Source organism: Clostridium niameyense (assembly GCF_001243045.1).
In the GTDB taxonomy this organism is placed as follows: domain Bacteria; phylum Bacillota; class Clostridia; order Clostridiales; family Clostridiaceae; genus Clostridium_F; species Clostridium_F niameyense.
The window spans coordinates 606,668-625,832 of sequence record NZ_LN849007.1 but is presented as its reverse complement, the minus strand read 5'-3'; the positions used below and the strand labels follow the sequence as shown (position 1 = coordinate 625,832).

The following is a 19,165-nucleotide window of genomic DNA, read 5'->3' as shown; positions in this document are numbered from 1 at the left end:
AGTATTTTATTTTTCTATACTTTCTTATTTAGTTCATAAATATAAAATAAAGCACTTATCAATAAATATAATAGTCTTTTCTAGATTGCAAATGTAATTTTATTAAAAGTTATTATCTAATATATTACCTGCAACACTTTTAAAAAAATATTTATATAAAATTATTATAATAAAAATGTTTATACAAAAAAAATAAACTACTAGATAAAAATATTAAGTAAATCTAGCAGTTCATTTTTTTATTTTAAACTATGTAAATTTATAATGCTTTTTTAAGACATACTAGCAAATTTTTTTGTTGAATATCCCATAATTAACAAATCAATTGTTAGTCCTACAATAGTAATTATTCCCTTATGAATATCTGACAATATAAAACGCCTTGAAATTTCAATAAAAATAAATGCTGTTAATGTACATGTAGCTAAAAATATAATTGATAAAAGAATAAATTTTTTAGTTCCAATCTTTTTTGCATAGTCTATAACATCATCTATTTTAGAAAGCAAAATCGCTATTAAAAATATAATATTTCCCCATCTTTTAATTCTATAAAATTTTGCAAATATCCAAAATAACATTCCAAAAGATATAATGAAGGGCTTGTACTTTTTCCATAACTTCATGCTATTTTCCTCCTAATTATATGTACTTTATTTAAAAGTTCATGTTTATTGTACCATAAAGATTTAAAACAATAGCATAAAATTCATGACTTTTTATTCATACTTATAAATCTCTTTTAGTATAAGCTTTTTTATACCATTTTGTTGCTTCCTCTTTATCCTTTTCTACACCTAATCCATTTTCATACATATATCCTAAATTATTTTGAGCAGTTCTATCCCCTTGAATTGCTGCTTCCTTATACCATTTCATAGCTTTTTTATAATCTTTTTCTACACCTAATCCATTTGCATACATATATCCTAAATTAGCTTGAGCAATAGACTCCCCTTGATCTGCTGACTTCGTATACCACTTTACTGCTTCTTTATTATCCTTTAAAACTCCTAGTCCATTTCTATACATACAACCTAAATCATATTGAGCATCTGCATCTCCTTGTTCTGCCGCCTTAGTATACCACTTAACAGCTTTTTTATAATCCTTTTCTATGCCTAATCCAGATTCATATATAGCTCCTAAAATATATTGAGCTGTTACATCCCCCTGCTCTCCTGCTTTGGTGTACCATTTTATTGCTTCTACAATATTTTTATTAACTCCTATACCCTTTTCATACATGTATCCTAAATTATACTGAGAATCCATATCTTCTTGTTCTGTAGCTTTTTTATAATAAATATTAAATAATTTTTTATTATCTATTTCTTGAATTTTCGAACTTTTATTATTAGAAATTTTATACTTCATATAAGCACTCCTTTTATATCACTTACAAATTTACGATAACGAATATCAATATCATATTATTTAATAATATATGTTTTTTTAATATTTTTCAATATATTTTTCTTTAATTATATATTCTAAAACTTTAAAGAAAAGTGTACTGTCTTTACATATTCAGTACACTTTTACATTCTTAATTATAATTGTTGTGCAATAGTATTTAGTTCCTCAGACATAGATGTTATTTCTTCTATACTTGCCGTAATTTCCTCTGAAGCAGCTGCTTGTTCTTCACTAGAACTTAATGAACTTTGACTTTTTTTACTAACTTCATCTACTTTTACTTTAATATTATCTGTTAACTTTGTGATTCTTGGAACTGTACTTTTGGCTTTTTCTGATAATCTTCCTATTTCTTTCGCTACGACTCCAAACCCTTTACCAGTTTCTCCTGCTCTAGCAGCCTCAATAGATGCATTAAATCCAAGCATTTTTGTTTCATCAGCTATTTTCTTTATAAAAGAAGATATTTCATTTATTTCCTCTGTAACAGTTGTTATTTCATTTATACCATTGTTTAAATTTTGCTCATTAGTATGTATTTCAGATGCTGAAGCTGCTAATTCTTCAATAGTAGAAGAAATTTCTGCAAGATTATCTTCAAGATTATCTGATAGTATACGTAATTTACCTGCAAGTTCTTGTGGCATAATTATACAAAAAGAACCTATCACTCTATTTGAGTCTTCCTCATCAAATAAAGGATATGCAGATACCATAACAGGAACTCCATATTCTAAAGTCCTTATATGCTCTACCTTGGGCTTTCCTGTTTTTATTACTTGAGTTGTTATAAACTCCTCCTTAAGTTCATCCCCTATTTGTATAGTTGAAACATTGAATTTTTTTGAAGATCGTACTAGGGCAACTTTTTCTAAGTCTGTTGCAAACAAAAATGCTCCCTCTTGAAACATTTCTCCTAGCATTGGTGCAAAAATATTGAAAGACTTACCTATAGAATGCAGCTTTGGAATTGCCATAGCAAAAGCTCCCACTACATTATCTTCTTCATCCACAATTGGAATTGATGTAACAGTTAATCTAATACCATAAACAGAACGTTCAATATCTTGAGATAAAACCTCTCTATTACGCATTGCAACAAGAGTAGTACTATTACTACTTAACTTGTTTCCTACCTTAAGCAAATGAATATTAAGTGAATCCGAGGACTTTACCCAAGTTATGGTATCTCTCTCTATTATCCCAAATATAATTCCTCCCTGAATTATATTTGCTTCTACCTCAGCTAATGCCTTTAAACTATCTAGTTGATTTAGTAAAATCATATGAATTCCTCCGCATATTAAATATTAGTTTTAAAATATCCTTTTATTAAACATATATACTATATATTGTAATTATACATAAAAATACAATATTTTGCTACATTTTTGCTAATTTATTGTTATAATATTCACATTTATTTTTATTTTGTTCTCTTATTCACTATATTTTTACATTATTGTAAATCCTTATTGATATAATAGGATCACTACTAAATAAAAAAAATACACATCGATTAAATATCGATGTGTATTTTTAGAATACATTAAATACATAATAGCTTACAATTTATTTTATCTTTTATCATCTCCTCAGAAATAGTAGACATATTGTCTATAAGTTCCACTTTAAAACTTCCATTTCCTTTTGAGTTATTAGAAAGTTCACCACATATTCCCATAAGTTCTACAGCTAAAACACTTCCTTCCAGTATGTATCCTAAAGAAATATAACTTGCTATAAGGCCATTTAACATACATCCTGTACCTGTTATCATTGAAAGTTTCTCACAACCATTTTTTATTAAATATGTATAATTTCCATTAGTTATTATATCCATTACTCCTGTTGCTACAATAACTGCCCCTGTTTTTAATGCTAACTTATTTAAAAACTTTATAGTTTCGTTGCAGTTTTCTTCTGTAACAACATCATAGTATCCTACATCAATTCCCTTTGAATAATTATCTATGCCACAGATGGCCTTTATTTCTGACATATTTCCCTTAATTACATTAGGATGACATTGTGAAATAAATTCTTTTGCATAATTTAATCTTAGCTTACTACAAGCTACCCCCACAAGATCAATTACTTGAGGAATTTTTCTTTGAAAAGCAACTTTACCTGAAATAATCATAGATTTCATTCTAATATCAGTTATATTTCCAAGATTAATGCCCAAAGCTTTAGAAACAGAAGTAATTTCAGAAACCTCTAATGGATGCTCTGCCATAATAGGTTTAGCCCCTACTGCCAATATCATATTGGCACAATCATTTATTGAAATAGGATTGGTGATACAATGAATAAGCGGTTTTCTTAAATTAACACTCTGTTTTATTTCTAATAGTTTGTTTATTGTTAATCCTTCCTGCGTCATAAACTTTTGCCCCCAAACTTCTCTGAATTTTTAAAAGTATACCCCTCTTGCTTAATGCCACTAAAAAAACAAAAGCAATAGTGCCTCCTATAAGTGTTCCCATAATAAATGACGGAACATAAAACATCCATGTAAGTCCTGTTCTTCCCCAAATAAAGGTCATAATAGGATATGAAACTATAGCCCCTATAATACCAGTTCCTATAATTTCACCAATGACTGCACAAATTAAGTTACCATTAGATACCCTATATAAAACTCCAGATAAAAATGCTCCAAAAATTGCTCCTGTTAAAGCTAATGGTGGAATCCCCATGAAAAACATTCTTATAACACCAATTAATGTAGCACACAAAAATGAATACCATGGTCCAAGAGTAACAGAGCATACAATGTTAATAAAATGTGCCATAGGGCACATTCCTTCAATACGAAGGATTGGAGAAATTACAACTCCCATTGCTACCATCATAGAAAGCATAAGTTTTTTTAATAATTTTGGATTTTTTCTCATAATAAAATACCTCCATAAATAATATTTATTTCCAATATGCCATATTGGAAATAAATATTATTATAGAGATATACTTATAATAGAAACTAAATAGCTATTTCCTATATGACATACAGCATATGGGTCGGTCGAAACTCAAAAGTTTCCTCTCACCTTGAAACACAAGTTCCCTCGCTATTTAGTTGTGTTTTGCCATATAAGTTAAGGGTGCTCCCCCTTTACTTACTAAAGAATAATACTTATGGCATAAAAATAGGATACACCACATAAGGTGTATCCTATTATACTCGTAAAACTTAAATAATTGGTATAAATCAAATATTTCCTTACGTCGGCATTATCCGAATCAAGTTACGGGTCGAAATATAAATTTCCTCTCAGCCTGAATTCCAAGCTCCCCTTTTTTTAATTATATCACATAATTTTTTCCTGTTCAATAAATGATAAAAAGACTAGAAAATATATCTAGTCTTTTTATTTAAAATTATTTAACTTTGTAATATATATTATTTATAAAATATTCCCCTTCAAAATCTTCTATAGGCTCCGGAAATTTAACTTCTGCTTCTGTTTGACCGTCCTTTAAGTTTTCTACAGCTACAGATTTTACTATTTCTCCATATTGAGTAATTACTAAAATTACCTTGTCATCCCCCACAATTTTTTTATTAAAAGGCTCTGTAAACTTAATTTTAATTTCATCTTTATTTAAAGTTTCTACAGTAAATAAATTTTTTATTTCAAAAGATTTTGATTTATATATTTCCATTTCATTCCCAGCATCATCACTTACTCCACTTACTACTAGTCTCCAATTTCCAGGTTCTAAGGAAACTTTAGGGTTTATATAAAATAATCCATAATCCCTAAACTTATTTATTCCCGAAGTATTTGGATCTAAATCAAACTTATGCGGAATATCACTAATTTTAACAGTTATATTCTCTAATTGTTTATTAGCTTTACAATCAGATGGAAGAATATCTGCCATTAAATCATATTTTCCTTCTACAACTATTGGTTTACCCGTTTCGTCCTTGCTTGTATTTCCTTTATCATCTAATTTTTCATAATAAGCTTTTAGCTCTGGAAGAAAGTTTTCATACATTCCTATCTGTGTTGGACTTGGAGTTAAGGGATTATGATCTCTATATATTACTGGTGGTATAACCCCTTGTTCTGCCATTTCCTTTGTATATAATTGTATAGGTTCATTAAATACTATGCCTAAAGATCCAGCCTTTTGTAGTCCATTTATTCCCGCTTTATCATAGATTAATTTTTGTGCTACTATATAAGGCTTACTATCATCCTTTTTAAGTTCAATGTCCTTACTAGCAGTTATTTTTCCTAATCCTTTACTATCCTCAATAGGATTTCCATCTAAATCTTGAAAGCCCTCCGCTACAAGCCTTAATCCTTTAACCTTATCATCATAATAATGTATTCCTGTTTTTTCTGTATTTAAAATACTTTCCCAATCTTGAGTAAGCTCCAATACAAATCTATTATCAGATTTAACCGTATCATCTGGTCTTATAAAACAAGCTACCCTATCACCTGCTAATCTTTCCTTACCTCTAACATTTATTTTAAGATTTTCTAATTGTTTCTCTTTACTTGTTCCATCCATCTTAACATCAATAGTTCCAAGCTTATCTTTACCATAAGGATCTTTTTTAGTTTTATCAGGTACTATAATTTTTAAAGTTCCGCATTTGGAATTTATAGGTTTACTAAAGGTAACAACAAATTGTTCTACAGATGCATCTTTATAGTTTTTACCACTAAAGTTTCCATCCTGATACCAATTTAATTTAACCCCTGTTTTTTTTTATCACTTACAGATGATACTGTATTATTTGTAGAAGGTTTAACATCACTTACAACATTTTCAGTCTTCTTGGCTTTTTGTAATGCATTATCTACTGCATCTTTAATTCCATTTGAGCTATAAGTAGCTCCTGCAACCTTGTCTACCTTTGTAGATTTATTCTTTAATATTTGTTTCTTTATAGCTGCAAAAGTTTTATTAAATGTATGCTCTTCTCCTCCGTTCTTATATCTTGGACTATCTTCAGTTGACACAACATCTACGTTTTTTATTTCTCCATTTTCTATAGTTACCTTAACTTTAGTTGATCCACCCTGAAATCCGTTTCCTTCACCTTCATATACACCGTCCGTGTATTGAACATTCTTAGAATCTGTGTTTTCCTTTGGTTTTTCAAGAGATGTAAAATCACCTTTCACCTTATACTCCATAGTATTTACATATACTGTACCCTTTAAATTCTTTATAGGTTTTGTAAATGTTGCTTCCGCTTCAGTTTGTCCTTCTTTTATATTGTTAATCCAAGTAAATCCATAAGCCTTTCCTCTATCGTCTGTAACTGCTAAAGGAATTTTATTTCCCCATAAATAACTTTTCTTAAATGGTTTTGTAAATTTAATCTTCACTTTATTAGGTGTAAGTTCTACCACATCAAAATATTTAGCTATTTCTATAGGTTTTGATATATAATCATCCATTTTATTTCCTGCATCATCAGTTACATTTCTAACTATTAATTGCCATTTTCCTTCTGTTAAACATTCTTCTGGACTTATTAGTATAGTACCATAATCCCTAAATCTTGTAATTCCTTTATTGTTTTCATCAAAATCAAATTTAAATTTTAGTTGATTTAATCTTAATTTAATTTTATCCCCATTTTCATCTATAGCTTCATTACTTTCAAATACGTCTCCTCTATTGGCATAAACGCCTTTAATTGTTTGTTCTTTTCCATCTTTTAATATTGGTTTACCACTATCATCAATTTTTCTATATTGAGCCTTAAATACTGGTACTCCCTTATCTTGTGATTTTAATTGTTCTTGACTTGGAGTTATTGGATTATATTGTACATATCTATCTTTTGCAAAACTTCCGACTACATAAGGTTGACTTGCATTTAGTTTCTTTAAATCTTCTACATTTCTCTCTGTTAATAATTGGATAGGCTCATTAAATAAAATTCTAGTTTTTCCTGCTATTTGAGTACCATTCTCTCCAATTTGAGTGTATATAGGTTCATCTGCCACTATGTATGGTTTTTGTTCATCTTTTACTAAATTTATGTCTCTCTTTGATGTAACCTCTACTTTATTTCCTTTTTCATCCTCTAATCCTTCTGCTTGAAGTCTTAATCCTTTAACTATATCATCATAATAATGAATTCCTGTTTTTTCTGTATTTAAAATTCTAGTCCAATCCTCTGTAAGTTCTATTACCAATCTATCACTATATCCCTCTGGCACTTCCTTCTTACCATTATCTTTTACTATATATAAAGTAGATGGAACTCCACCTTCAACATTTTTCAAAGCTTTAGGCTTTGAACTTCCATCTAAAGAACATTCGATAACACCTAACTTGTCTTTGCCATAAGGATCTTTAGCATTTTTATTTGGAACTATTAATTGAAGTTTACCTATATTCTTTTTAACAGGCTTATTAAAATACACTACAAACTGTTCTACTGATGCATTTTTTGCACTTTTACCACTATAATTTCCATCTTGATACCAATCTAAAACATAACTTTCATTTTGTTTTTTATCTTCATTAACTTTAGTATCAGCTAACTTATGTAATATAGAATTTGATAATACCTTTTCTGAACCCAAAGCTATTATACTACTATCCTTGCTTAACTTGGATTGAACATATTTTTTTACATTCTCATCAATAGTATCATTAACTAAAACCATAGGACTTTTTTCTTTGCCAGCTAATGCTCCTCCTACTAAAGCATCAGCAAATTCATCTCCTCTTTTACTTTCTGCTAAAGCCAAATATACTTTTTTAAAGTTTAATGTATCTTGAAATCTTCTTAATATTTTCTCATTAGTTTCATAACGATCTTTTCCAGAAATTCTTTCACTATTTGGTGATATATTTTCTATATCTTTAGATACACAAGTTGTTCCACCTATTATATAGGATTTAGTTACTTTATTCTTTTTTACATAGTTTTTTATGGATTCTTTATCATTAGCTAAAATTATAGGTATTCCTTTATCAGCTGCTATAGAACTTATGGATAAACCATCCGCTGGGCATTTACCTGTAGCTAAAATCATTTCTCCCTTTGTTCCAACTTGTTCTGCTACTAGCTCAGAAGTTTTATATCTATCTTTTCCACCTAATCTTATTACATTTTTTATACCATTTAAAGATTTTATCTCATCTTCTACATTCTTACTTACTACACCAGTAGTACCTATAATAAATACCTTATCTACATTAAGTCTTTTCAGCTCTTCCTTAGTATTTTTATTTAACTTATTATTTTCCGTTAATAAAATTGGTGCATTATATTTTTTAGCTAAAGGTGCTGAACATAAGGCATCTGGAAAAGTATCTCCCCTACAAATTATTGCATAAGAAGATTTATTCCATCCATCTTTACTTATTTCTGTGGCAGTTTCATATCTATCCTTTCCACAAATTCTTTTTTCTTTTAATTTGCTTGAATCTGCAAAAACTGTGCTTGTACTAGATAAAACTAATCCAGCTATAATTAAACTCGTTATTTTATTAAAATTCATAGTCTTCTCCCCCTAATATTAATTTTAAAACATGATATTAAATTTCAATATTATATGATATTGATTATCATTTTCTTAATTAAAATACCACAATTATGACAATAAGTCAACATATTCATTTGTTATTATTAATTTATAATCATTACATATATTTAAAATAACACATGAATTTACCTTAAATAATTCATAATAAAAAAGTTCTTATTATAGACAATTCCTATAATAAGAACTTTTTTATTATCTTTTATTTTGTTAAAGTATTCCTATTTTTTTTATAGCTTTATAACCCAAATATATTGTTATAAGGCCTATAGCATAAAAAATATTTATAGATATAATAACCTTTTTATTTAGTAATATGCAGGTTAGAATTAAAATTATAATAATTGATACTACACTTAAAACAAATATAAAATTATGAGTTTTAGAAAACTTTTTTTGATTAGATAGTTCAAAACTATTTTTACATATATAATGTACTATTGCAGAAGCTGTGGTAACTATAATTATGGAACGCATTAACATATCTACTGTTAAATCATAGGTTAAATTTAAGTTACCTTTTAATAACTTAGGTAAATATAAAAAAGCAAAATCTATTGTAAGCATTATACAAAAACCTTCTAAAAATATTTGAGTATATTCTTTTATTTTATTTAAGTAAGATTTTTTAGGATTTACCGCGGATATAACATTATCTGTGAAATCTTTATAATCATATCCAATCATACTTTTTATAGATTTTCCTTGTTGCTGCCAATCCAAAAACATATTTAACATATCATTTATAATTTCCTCTTGATCATATTCACTCACTTCACTAGCTCTTAAATAACAAACTATATCAGTAAATATTAAGTCATTTTCTTTATTTAAAGTTTCACCTAATTTATTATTTTCTTTTCTAAGTTCCACTATTTTTTTCATTTATATTCCCCCATAATTCTTAAATATTTTATCAATACTATCTCTAAGTTTCTTCCAGTTTTCATAAAAACTTTTTAATTCTTGTCTACCTAATTCAGATAAACTATAATATTTTCTTTTTGGTCCTAATAGAGATTCTTTTTTTACAGAATTTAAAAAACCATTTTTCTCTAACCTTAAGAGTAATGGGTATATAGTACCTTCACTAACTTCATTGATACCATATTCTTTTAACTTCTCTGCTATTTCATATCCATAAACTTTATCATCATTTATTATTTTAAGGATACATCCTTCTAAAGTTCCTCTAAAAAATTGTGATTTATCTGCCAAGTTTCAACACCTCCTGATGCTATATTGCATTACAAGTTACCTTAACTATATTGTATTACAAGATAGTCTTAATGTAAATATCCAATTTCATAAATCTAATGTATCCCATTTATTTTTTTAGTTTTAAAAATAATAACAGATAAACTAGATGCATCATATCTTGTTTATCTGTTATAATTTTCATATTCTTTATATGAAATAAACTCACGCTTATTGATTTTTCGTTGCTTTAATATATAAAAAAGAAGCCATGGGTACATGGCTTCTTATATTTTTATTAAGCTTCTTCTTTTTCTACTAAAGAATTTAATCTTCTATCTAATGACCAAAGAATAATTCCTGATACAATAGCAATAGCTGCTATTACAAAATATGTTGGTGCAAATTTGAATTTTAATGTAAATTCATATAGCCATCCATAAGATTTTGCTGAAAAGAAAACTGCAAGAGTCCAAACACTCATCATTGTTGCTAATACTCTAGGTGGAGCAAACTTACTAATAAATGAGTTTCCAAGTGGTGAGAACACCATTTCACCTAAAGATAATACAATACCAAAAGCAACAATCCATGCAAGTGATGCTAAATTACCACCTCTTGTAACATCTGCTAATGCGAATATTACATAAGATACTCCTAAAAGCATCATACCTAAAGCTGTTTTCTTAAACATACTTAAGTCACCTTGTGGTCTCTTAGCTAGTCTTTCCCATACTTTACCTAATATTGGTCCTAATACAATACATGATAATGCATTTAATGAATCAAACCAAGCTGTTGGTACTTGAAAGTTACCAATCATCCAATTAGCAGCTGGATGATCTCCTGCCCAGTAGAAGTATACTGGCATGTATGCCAAATACCAGAACACCCAGAAAATAACAGAGAATAAAGATACTAAAATAATAGCTGCAACTCTTTTCTTTTCTATTGGTGTAAGAGGTTTCTTTTCTTCCTCAGCCGCTTCTTTTTCTTCTTTATGATCATTAACTTTAAATGGCTTTTTACCTATTTCACCAAAATATCTCCATCCAAATGTAAACCAAATAGCATCAATAAACATCATTATTGCACATATTAAGAAACAAAAAGAATATCCCTTAGTTCCTGCTAATGCACCGATGATTGTTGTACCTATAAATGAACCTATATTAACGAAAGAATATTGTACAGAAAAGGCACTATCCAACTCTTTTGGATCATCAAATAGTCTACCTGTAATGGCACTTGCTTGACATTTAAATAAGCCTGTACCAATAGAAACTAAAACTATCATTAAGTTCATCATGCTAGCACTTGTAGCTTTCCATCCAACCAAAAATCCTATTCCCATTAAAATCATTCCAACTGGAACAAGATATCTAGCACCTATAAAACGGTCAGATATGAATGATCCAACTATTGGTGCAATATAAGTAAATGCAACCAAATTTGCTGACATTTTTGCTGCCTCGGCAGTAGAAAGTCCAAGTCCTCCCTTTACTACACTTGCTGCAACAAATACAGTTAATAACCATTTAGATGAATAAAATGCAAATCTCTCAAATGAGAAAGCAATAGAACATATCCAGAATCCAAATGGCTTCTTATTAGTATTTTCCATTATTCCATTCCCCCTAAAAAAATTGATTATTGCGCGTGTATTTTAAAAACCATGTACACTTCTTTTCATTAAAATAAAGTGTGCTGGCTTCAAATACCATATGGTAATAATTATAGTAATAATTATTATGATAATTCCTATTTAGCTTTATACTAAACATAATATTATTTATATTTAAATAAATTTTTATAGCATTAATTTAACATAACAATATTAGTATCTTTTATTGATACTAATTATTTTATATGTTTATATTTAAAATTTTATTTCATTTTTAGTAAAATTATTTTAAATATGAATAGCTTATAATATCTTATAAATATTGAATATATCAATATCCCTTACCACACAAAATCAATATACAATCCTATATTAAATTACTGCACAATATATGTAATTTATAATCCTAACTATCAGTTCCAAAAATATGTAAAATATAAGATATTAAGAATATGTAACCTATTTATAACATATAATAACACAAAAATATTATCTCGTATAGATACAATATTGAAAAATTTTAAAAAAATGAAAAAATTTCAATCATTCTATCATCTAGATTGACATTTTAAGACAAGCATATTATGATATTAGTAATTAATACTAATTAATACTAAATTAGGAGGGAATAACTATGGATATGAACAAATTAAACAGAGTATTAAAATCAATGGAGGAACATGATATTCCTCAAATGATTATCTCTGATCCTACGGCTATTTTTTATTTAACAGGAAAATGGATTTTCCCAGGCGAAAGATTATTGGCATTATACTTAAATGTTAATGGAAATCATAAAATTGTTATTAATGAATTGTTCCCACAAGAAGAAGACCTTGGAGTAGAAATCGTATGGTACAATGATATTCAAGACGGAGTTGAAATTTTATCTAAATTTGTAGAAAAAGATAAAGTTATAGGTATAGATAAAGTATGGCCATCTAAATTCTTATTAAGATTACAAGAACTTGGTGCAGGAAGTAAATTCGTAAACGGTTCTTTAATAGTTGACTATGTAAGAATGATTAAAGATGAAAATGAAATTGCCATTTTAAAAGAATCTTCAAGATTAAATGACCTTGTAATGGATGAATTAATTCCATGGGTAGCAAAAGGTTTAACTGAAAAAGAATTAAACGCTAAAGTTCGTGAAATTTATAAAAAACATGGCATAAATGAAGTATCTTTTGATCCAATTACAGCATATGCTAAAGGTGCAGCAGATCCACACCATGTAACAGATGATTCAAAAGGAAAACATGGAGATTGTGTTATCTTAGATATTGGTGGTTTCTATAAGAACTACGCATCTGATATGACAAGAACTGTATTTATAGGTGAAGTTTCTGAAAGGCAAAAAGAAATCTATAACATAGTTCTTGAAGCAAACTTAAGAGCTATTGCTGCTTCAAAACCTGGCAATAGAATGTGCGATGTAGACTTAGCTGCAAGAAACTACATTGAGGAAAAAGGATATGGAAAGTATTTTACACATAGAACAGGACATTCTTGTGGTTTAGAAGACCATGAATTCGGTGATGTTTCTTCTGTAAATGAAGATATAATTAAACCTGGTCAATGTTTCTCTATCGAACCTGGAATTTATCTTCCAGAAGAAGGAATAGGAGTTCGTATTGAGGACCTTGTTATCACAACTGAAGATGGTTGCGATGTATTAAATAGTTATACAAAAGACATAATTGTTGTTCCTGAAGATAAATAAAAATAAGGAGATTAGATAGTTATGAAGATTACTGAAGGCTATATGCCATATTTAGGTTATAAAACTTACTATCGTATAGTAGGTGAATGTACTGGAAATAAGAAGCCATTGGTTTTATTACATGGTGGACCAGGTTCTACACACAATTATTTTGAAGTTCTTGATAAAGTTGCAGAAGATGGACGTGCAGTTATAATGTATGACCAATTAGGATGCGGATTATCCGCAACACCTTCTCACCCTGAATTGTGGAAGGCAGAAACATGGATTGAAGAATTAATCGCATTACGTAAACATTTAGGTCTAGATGAAATTCATTTATTAGGACAATCTTGGGGAGGAATGCAAGCAATTCAATATGCTTGCCAATACAAACCAGAAGGAATTAAAAGCTATATCTTATCTAGTACTTTACCATCTGCTGCATTATGGGAAAAAGAACAACGTAGAAGAGTTGCATATCTTCCTAAAGAAATGCAAGATGCTATTGCAAAAGCTGAAGAAACTGGAGATTATTCTTCTAAAGAATATAAAGAAGCTGAAGCAGAATTCATGATTCGTCACTGTGCAGGTGAAGTAGGACCAGATTCTCCAGAATGTTTAAGACGTGCAAAAGTTCCTGGAACTGAAGCTTATTTAACTGCATGGGGTCAAAATGAATTTAGTCCATCTGGCACCTTAAAGAACTTTGATTTTATGAAAGAAATTGAAGATATAAAGGAACCTTGCTTGATCACAAGTGGACTACTTGATCTTTGCTCACCACTTGTTGCGAAAACAATGTATGATAAGATTCCAAATTCTGAATGGGAATTATTTGAATTCAGTCGTCACATGCCATTCGTAGAAGAAAATGAAAAATATATAGAAGTACTTAATAAATGGTTAAACAAAAACGATTAATCTAACGTAAAATAATCAATTTTAGTACATTTTATAAAAAAGTTCACTATGCCATTATGGAATAGTGAACTTTTTATAAATTTATTATAAATATAGGTACTCTTTTTTAAAATTAATTTATTATTTTAAATTGGTAATTTAGAAACCTGAATTTTTATCTATATTTCTTTGTATAACTAAATAATCTTTGGTACATGATTTACATATTGTAAAAAATCATACATTACTTGATAAGTTTTAACCTTCATATAACCAGTAGTTGTACCATCACTACATCCATACCACTCTTCCTCTAAAACCTCTTTATCAACAACAATTTGTATCCTATTACTAGTATCAATTATAGTTGCTGAACCAACTTTAGTACCTAACATTTCCTCATCATACTTTAAAGTAGACTAGTATTAATTCATCTACACTATACTAATCCCTTCTCCTTACTACTATAAATTTTAAATTTAATACTTCCTGCCTGTTTCAAAGTATTACTCCCTAGCAGATTAGATAAAACTTCCTTTATTCTTATTAAAATAAATATATATAATTTTAAGCTAATTATTCTGGTAAATGTATTAAATTAATAAATTAAAATAGAATTTATTTATTTTATATTGTATTAGAATCTGGAGCAAATATGAAAGATATACAACAAAAACTAGGCCATAGTAAAATTTCTATTACTATGGATATCTATTTCCACGTTACTAACACCCTAAAGCTTGAAGTGTTAATCAATTTAAAACTATTATATCTAAAATAAAAATGGTTTGCCACCAAGCATAAAAAAGCGGTGGCAAACGGGTGGCAAATGAATGATTTTTATAGTTTAAAATTAATTATACCATTTATATTACTTAGCTTTACTACAGTTTCCACATGAGGTGTACTTGGGAACATATCCATTGCTTTAACTTTTTCTACTTTGTAACCACAACTTATAAGATATTCTAAATCATCCACTAAAGTTTTTGGGTTACAAGATACATATACTATACCCTTAGGATTGAACTTAACTACATATTCTAAGGCTTTAGGATGCACTCCTGGTCTTGGTGGATCTAATATTATTACATCTGGTTTTTCTTTTATTTCTGTAATTGTTTTAGCTACATCCCCTGCTATAAATGTACAATTTTCAAGTCCATTTAGTTTAGCATTTTCTTCTGCTGCTTTTACCGCTTCTTCTATAAGCTCTATTCCTATGACTTTTTTAGCATCTCTTGCTACTATCTGACCTATTGTTCCTGTACCACAATAAAGATCAAATACTGTTTTTGATTTTGCATCCCCTAAAAATTCTTTTACAATACTATAAAGCTTTTCTGCTCCCTTAGAGTTAGTTTGGAAGAAAGACTCTGGAGAAATTTTAAATTTAAGGCCTAAAATTTCTTCTATTATATAGTCCCTTCCGTATAAAACTTCTAGCTTATCAATTTGTACTACATCTGATAAGGAATCATTTATAGTATGAAGAATTCCTTTTATTTCTCCTATGTATTCTTGTTTTAATAATAAATCTACTATTTCATCAAAATTAAATTCCATTTGTGAAGTAGTTACTATATTTATTAATACTTCTCCTGTATTCTTAGCTTTTCTTATAACTAAATTTCTAAGATAACCTTCATGGCTCATAACTCTATATTTAGGTATAGCCTTTTCATTAAAATAATTAACTACTAAACTTAATATACTTCTAAAATCCTCATCTACTATTTTACAGCTATCCACAGTTAAAATAGCAAAGTTTCTATTTTTAACATGCATACCTAAAGTAAGGTTGCCACCCTTTTCCATATCCCCAAAGGTAAATTCCATTTTATTTCTGTATTCATATTTTTCTGGACTTTTTTCTATTCCTAAAAAATCAAAACCTTTTATATTCTTATTTTTAAACAATTTTAATACTTGCTTTTCTTTTAATTCTAATTGCTTTTCATAAGGCAAATATTGAGTAGAACATCCTCCACATTGATTAAAGTGTGGACACTTAGGTTCTATGGCATAATCTACATTTTCTAAAACTTCTATAAGCTTAGCCTTAGCATACTCTTTTCTTTTTTTAGTTATCCTAGCTAATACCTTTTGTCCTTCTACTGCTCCCTTTATATAAACCTTTAGTCCATCACTACAGGCTATACCCATTCCAGGAAATTCTGTTTCTTCTATTAAAAATTCGTATTCCTTACCTTTTCGCATATGTTTATTTTTCATCCTTTCGATTATCTATCTTTATTTTTCTTTGCTCCATATACTAATTTTATATATGGGTAAAAAATAGATACTACTAAAAATACTATAAATGACATGCCCCATAAATTTGCTATATAATATCCAAATATATATCTAAGCACTACACCAAGAACCACTAAAACTGCTGCAGATATTAAAAATTCACATACTGTATGTTTAAGGCCTTCTTTAAAACACTCTACAAAATTTATTTTATTTCTTGGTGTAATATTTTCTTCTGCATTATTTTCTACTTTTTCTTCTATATTTTCATCTTCATTTTTTTCTAAAGTTTCTTCATTATTGTTCTCTTCAATGTTCTCTTCATTATTAGAGTCTTTTATTTCTTCATCAGAATTCTTTATTTCTTCATTATCCATCATGTATTATTCCTCCTCATATTTTTTTACAAAGATAACAAATATTATTATCCTATAGTATTAAGTATATGTAAATATATATTAAATAAAAATACACTATATTTTTTAAATCTTATTACAATTAGGTTACATTTGTTCTATACTATATAAAGGATGGATTTTACATATAACTTATAAAAATCCTATCATTTACTTTCACTAACTTGCAAAATCTATTATAACATATAAAGGAACGATGTCTTATGAATAATGTGAAAACAATTATATATAAGTATTGGGATTTATTTTTATTTTTCCTTATACTACTTACAAAATTATTATTCTATGGAAAAGCACTACAAATTGCATACTTTAAGTATATGAAAATAATTATTCCTTCCATAGGTTCTATACTTATTTTAATATGTATAAGCATTTTATTTAAAAGAAAAGGAAGATTAATCTTCCTATTTATATGCAATTTTATATTATCATTATTTATTATAGGTGACTTAAATTACTTTAGATATTTTAAAGATTTAGTTTCACTACCTGTTCTTGTAAATAGTCTTCAATTAGGAGATGTAGGCTCTAGTGTATTAGAACTTTTTAATTTTACAGATTTATTTTATATTATAGACATAATATTTTTAATACCTGTATTTTATTATATAAAAAAGAGAAATTTATTAAAAACATCTAGAAAGCCTAAATTAACTATTTTTTTAATTATTTTAATCATAACATTACCCATGGAAATTATATCCTTTTATAAATTATCTAAAGAGCAACCACGGTTAATTACTACTATGTATAATAAACCTTATATCGCTAAAAAATTAGGTGTATTAAACTATCATTATATAGATTTTTATTCTTCCTCTATAAATTTTATTAGAAAGAAAATACCTTTAAGTACCAAAAAGGAAACTGAAATAAAAGATTTCTTTAATAAAAAAAATTCATCAATAATATCTAAAAATTATAAAAGTTCCTTAGAAGGAAAAAATCTAATAATTATTCAAGTAGAGGCTCTTCAAAACTTTGTTATCAATAAAACCATACATAACAAAGAAATAACTCCTAATTTGAATAAATTATTAAAAAGCTCCTTATATTTTAATAATTATTTTTACCAAATAGCTTCCGGAAGTACTTCTGATGCTGAGTTTATGTGTAATAATTCATTATATCCAGCCTCATCAGGCGCTGCTTATTTTCTATATGCAGGTAATGAATTTAATTCTCTACCTTCTAAACTTAAAGAAAAAGGATATACTACAGCAGCCTTTCATGGATATAAAGAAACCTTTTGGAATAGAAATTTAATGTACAAAAAAATGAATTTTGATAAATTCTATAGCGAAAAAGATTATAATATAGAGGAAACTATTGGACTTGGTATTAGTGATAAATCTTTTTTAAATCAAACTATTGGAAAGCTAAAAACTTTAAAAGAACCATATTATTCATTTATAATTACCTTAACTAGCCATTTTCCTTATAATGATATAGATAAATATGGTGACTTTCCTGTAGAAGAATTTGAAGAAACACTTGTAGGAAATTATTTAAAATCTATACATTACACCGATGAACAATTAGGTATATTTATAAATAAATTAAAAGAAGAAAAGATTTTAAATAATTCTATTTTAGTTATATATGGTGATCACTATGCCATTCCAAAACAAAACCAACAAGAGTTAGCTAAATTTTTAGGAAAAGATAATTTTAATAATCTACAATGGATGGAACTTCAAAAAGTACCTCTTATTATCCATACACCAAATGATAAATTTAAAGGCTTAAATTCTGAATATTGTGGCGAAATGGATTTATATCCCACCCTTGCTAACTTATTGAATATATCTAATAAGTATATGTTTGGAAGAGATATTCTTAATACAGAAAACGGTAATGTAGTATTTAGAAATGGTTCTTTTACAGACGGAAAAATATTTTATTTATCTCAAACAAATAGTTATTATAATGTTAAGACAGGCAAAGAAATAAACGAAACTGAAAACTTAAAAAACAAAAAGCAAAAAATGGTAAAAGAACTAGATTTCTCAGATAATATTTTAAAACATAATCTCTTAAAAAAATTTAAGACTGAACCATAAAATTTAATAAAAAAGAGACTATAAATTTAGATTGGAGATGTTTC

General features: G+C 27.8%; 16 protein-coding genes and 1 riboswitch. Of the genes, 3 read left to right on the top strand and 13 right to left on the bottom strand.

The genetic code is table 11. From position 1 onward, the window contains the following. Positions 1 to 272: 272 nt before the first annotated feature. The 10 genes from BN1711_RS03950 to BN1711_RS03905 all read right to left on the bottom strand — a co-directional run bounded on the left by BN1711_RS03950 (position 273) and on the right by BN1711_RS03905 (position 11,778). Positions 273 to 626 (bottom strand): hypothetical protein, encoded by a 354-nt coding sequence (locus BN1711_RS03950; protein ID WP_050606887.1) that lies wholly within the window; start codon positions 624 to 626, stop codon positions 273 to 275. Positions 627 to 729: 103 nt separating this feature from the next. Further along, positions 730 to 1,377 carry a tetratricopeptide repeat protein gene (locus tag BN1711_RS03945; protein WP_050606886.1) on the bottom strand — a complete coding sequence of 216 codons (648 nt, stop codon included), beginning with the start codon at positions 1,375 to 1,377 and terminating at the stop codon, positions 730 to 732. A gap of 176 nt (positions 1,378 to 1,553) precedes the next feature. Further along, complete coding sequence (locus BN1711_RS03940) at positions 1,554 to 2,705, bottom strand: methyl-accepting chemotaxis protein (RefSeq protein WP_050606885.1); 1,152 nt, start codon at positions 2,703 to 2,705, stop codon at positions 1,554 to 1,556. A gap of 263 nt (positions 2,706 to 2,968) precedes the next feature. Further along, positions 2,969 to 3,805, bottom strand: a complete 837-nt coding sequence (gene thiM / locus BN1711_RS03935) for a hydroxyethylthiazole kinase (protein WP_050606884.1) — start codon at positions 3,803 to 3,805, stop codon at positions 2,969 to 2,971. Continuing rightward, a complete protein-coding gene (thiW, locus tag BN1711_RS03930) occupies positions 3,750 to 4,319 on the bottom strand; it encodes an energy coupling factor transporter S component ThiW (protein ID WP_050606883.1) in 570 nt (189 codons plus the stop codon). Before thiW ends, thiM begins: the two co-directional genes overlap by 56 nt. A gap of 304 nt (positions 4,320 to 4,623) precedes the next feature. After that, positions 4,624 to 4,730: riboswitch (TPP riboswitch) on the bottom strand. A 73-nt stretch (positions 4,731 to 4,803) separates the two neighbouring features. Further along, positions 4,804 to 5,952, bottom strand: a complete 1,149-nt coding sequence (locus BN1711_RS03925) for a hypothetical protein (protein WP_050606882.1) — start codon at positions 5,950 to 5,952, stop codon at positions 4,804 to 4,806. 179 nt (positions 5,953 to 6,131) lie between these two features. Beyond that, positions 6,132 to 8,915 carry a cell wall-binding repeat-containing protein gene (locus BN1711_RS03920; RefSeq protein ID WP_050606881.1) on the bottom strand — a complete coding sequence of 928 codons (2,784 nt, stop codon included), beginning with the start codon at positions 8,913 to 8,915 and terminating at the stop codon, positions 6,132 to 6,134. Positions 8,916 to 9,167: 252 nt separating this feature from the next. Further along, positions 9,168 to 9,842 carry a DUF1129 domain-containing protein gene (locus BN1711_RS03915; protein ID WP_050606880.1) on the bottom strand — a complete coding sequence of 225 codons (675 nt, stop codon included), beginning with the start codon at positions 9,840 to 9,842 and terminating at the stop codon, positions 9,168 to 9,170. Continuing rightward, positions 9,843 to 10,175: a PadR family transcriptional regulator gene (locus BN1711_RS03910; protein WP_050606879.1), complete on the bottom strand. Its 333-nt coding sequence runs from the start codon at positions 10,173 to 10,175 to the stop codon at positions 9,843 to 9,845. A 277-nt stretch (positions 10,176 to 10,452) separates the two neighbouring features. Then, entirely contained in the window at positions 10,453 to 11,778 is a 1,326-nt protein-coding gene (locus tag BN1711_RS03905; protein ID WP_050606878.1) for a peptide MFS transporter, read from the bottom strand. 634 nt (positions 11,779 to 12,412) lie between these two features. Between BN1711_RS03905 and BN1711_RS03900 the strand changes: the two genes are divergently transcribed. Together BN1711_RS03900 and pepI are read left to right on the top strand one after the other, a co-directional pair. Beyond that, positions 12,413 to 13,501, top strand: a complete 1,089-nt coding sequence (locus BN1711_RS03900; RefSeq protein WP_050606877.1) for a M24 family metallopeptidase — start codon at positions 12,413 to 12,415, stop codon at positions 13,499 to 13,501. A 21-nt stretch (positions 13,502 to 13,522) separates the two neighbouring features. Next, complete coding sequence (gene pepI / locus BN1711_RS03895) at positions 13,523 to 14,404, top strand: proline iminopeptidase (protein ID WP_050606876.1); 882 nt, start codon at positions 13,523 to 13,525, stop codon at positions 14,402 to 14,404. A gap of 176 nt (positions 14,405 to 14,580) precedes the next feature. Here the strand turns inward: pepI and BN1711_RS03890 are convergent, their stop codons facing one another. From BN1711_RS03890 to BN1711_RS03880, 3 genes are all read right to left on the bottom strand, one after another. Continuing rightward, the gene (locus BN1711_RS03890) at positions 14,581 to 14,778 is read right to left on the bottom strand and encodes a YbaK/EbsC family protein (RefSeq protein WP_050606875.1); all 198 of its coding nucleotides are present in this window, start codon (positions 14,776 to 14,778) and stop codon (positions 14,581 to 14,583) included. A gap of 445 nt (positions 14,779 to 15,223) precedes the next feature. After that, positions 15,224 to 16,603 (bottom strand): 23S rRNA (uracil(1939)-C(5))-methyltransferase RlmD, encoded by a 1,380-nt coding sequence (gene rlmD, locus BN1711_RS03885; RefSeq protein WP_050606874.1) that lies wholly within the window; start codon positions 16,601 to 16,603, stop codon positions 15,224 to 15,226. A gap of 23 nt (positions 16,604 to 16,626) precedes the next feature. Continuing rightward, positions 16,627 to 17,019: a hypothetical protein gene (locus BN1711_RS03880; protein WP_050606873.1), complete on the bottom strand. Its 393-nt coding sequence runs from the start codon at positions 17,017 to 17,019 to the stop codon at positions 16,627 to 16,629. Between the two features lie 239 nt (positions 17,020 to 17,258). Here BN1711_RS03880 and BN1711_RS03875 point away from each other — a divergent pair, with 239 nt between their 5' ends. Beyond that, positions 17,259 to 19,121: an LTA synthase family protein gene (locus BN1711_RS03875; RefSeq protein WP_050606872.1), complete on the top strand. Its 1,863-nt coding sequence runs from the start codon at positions 17,259 to 17,261 to the stop codon at positions 19,119 to 19,121. Positions 19,122 to 19,165: the final 44 nt, after the last annotated feature.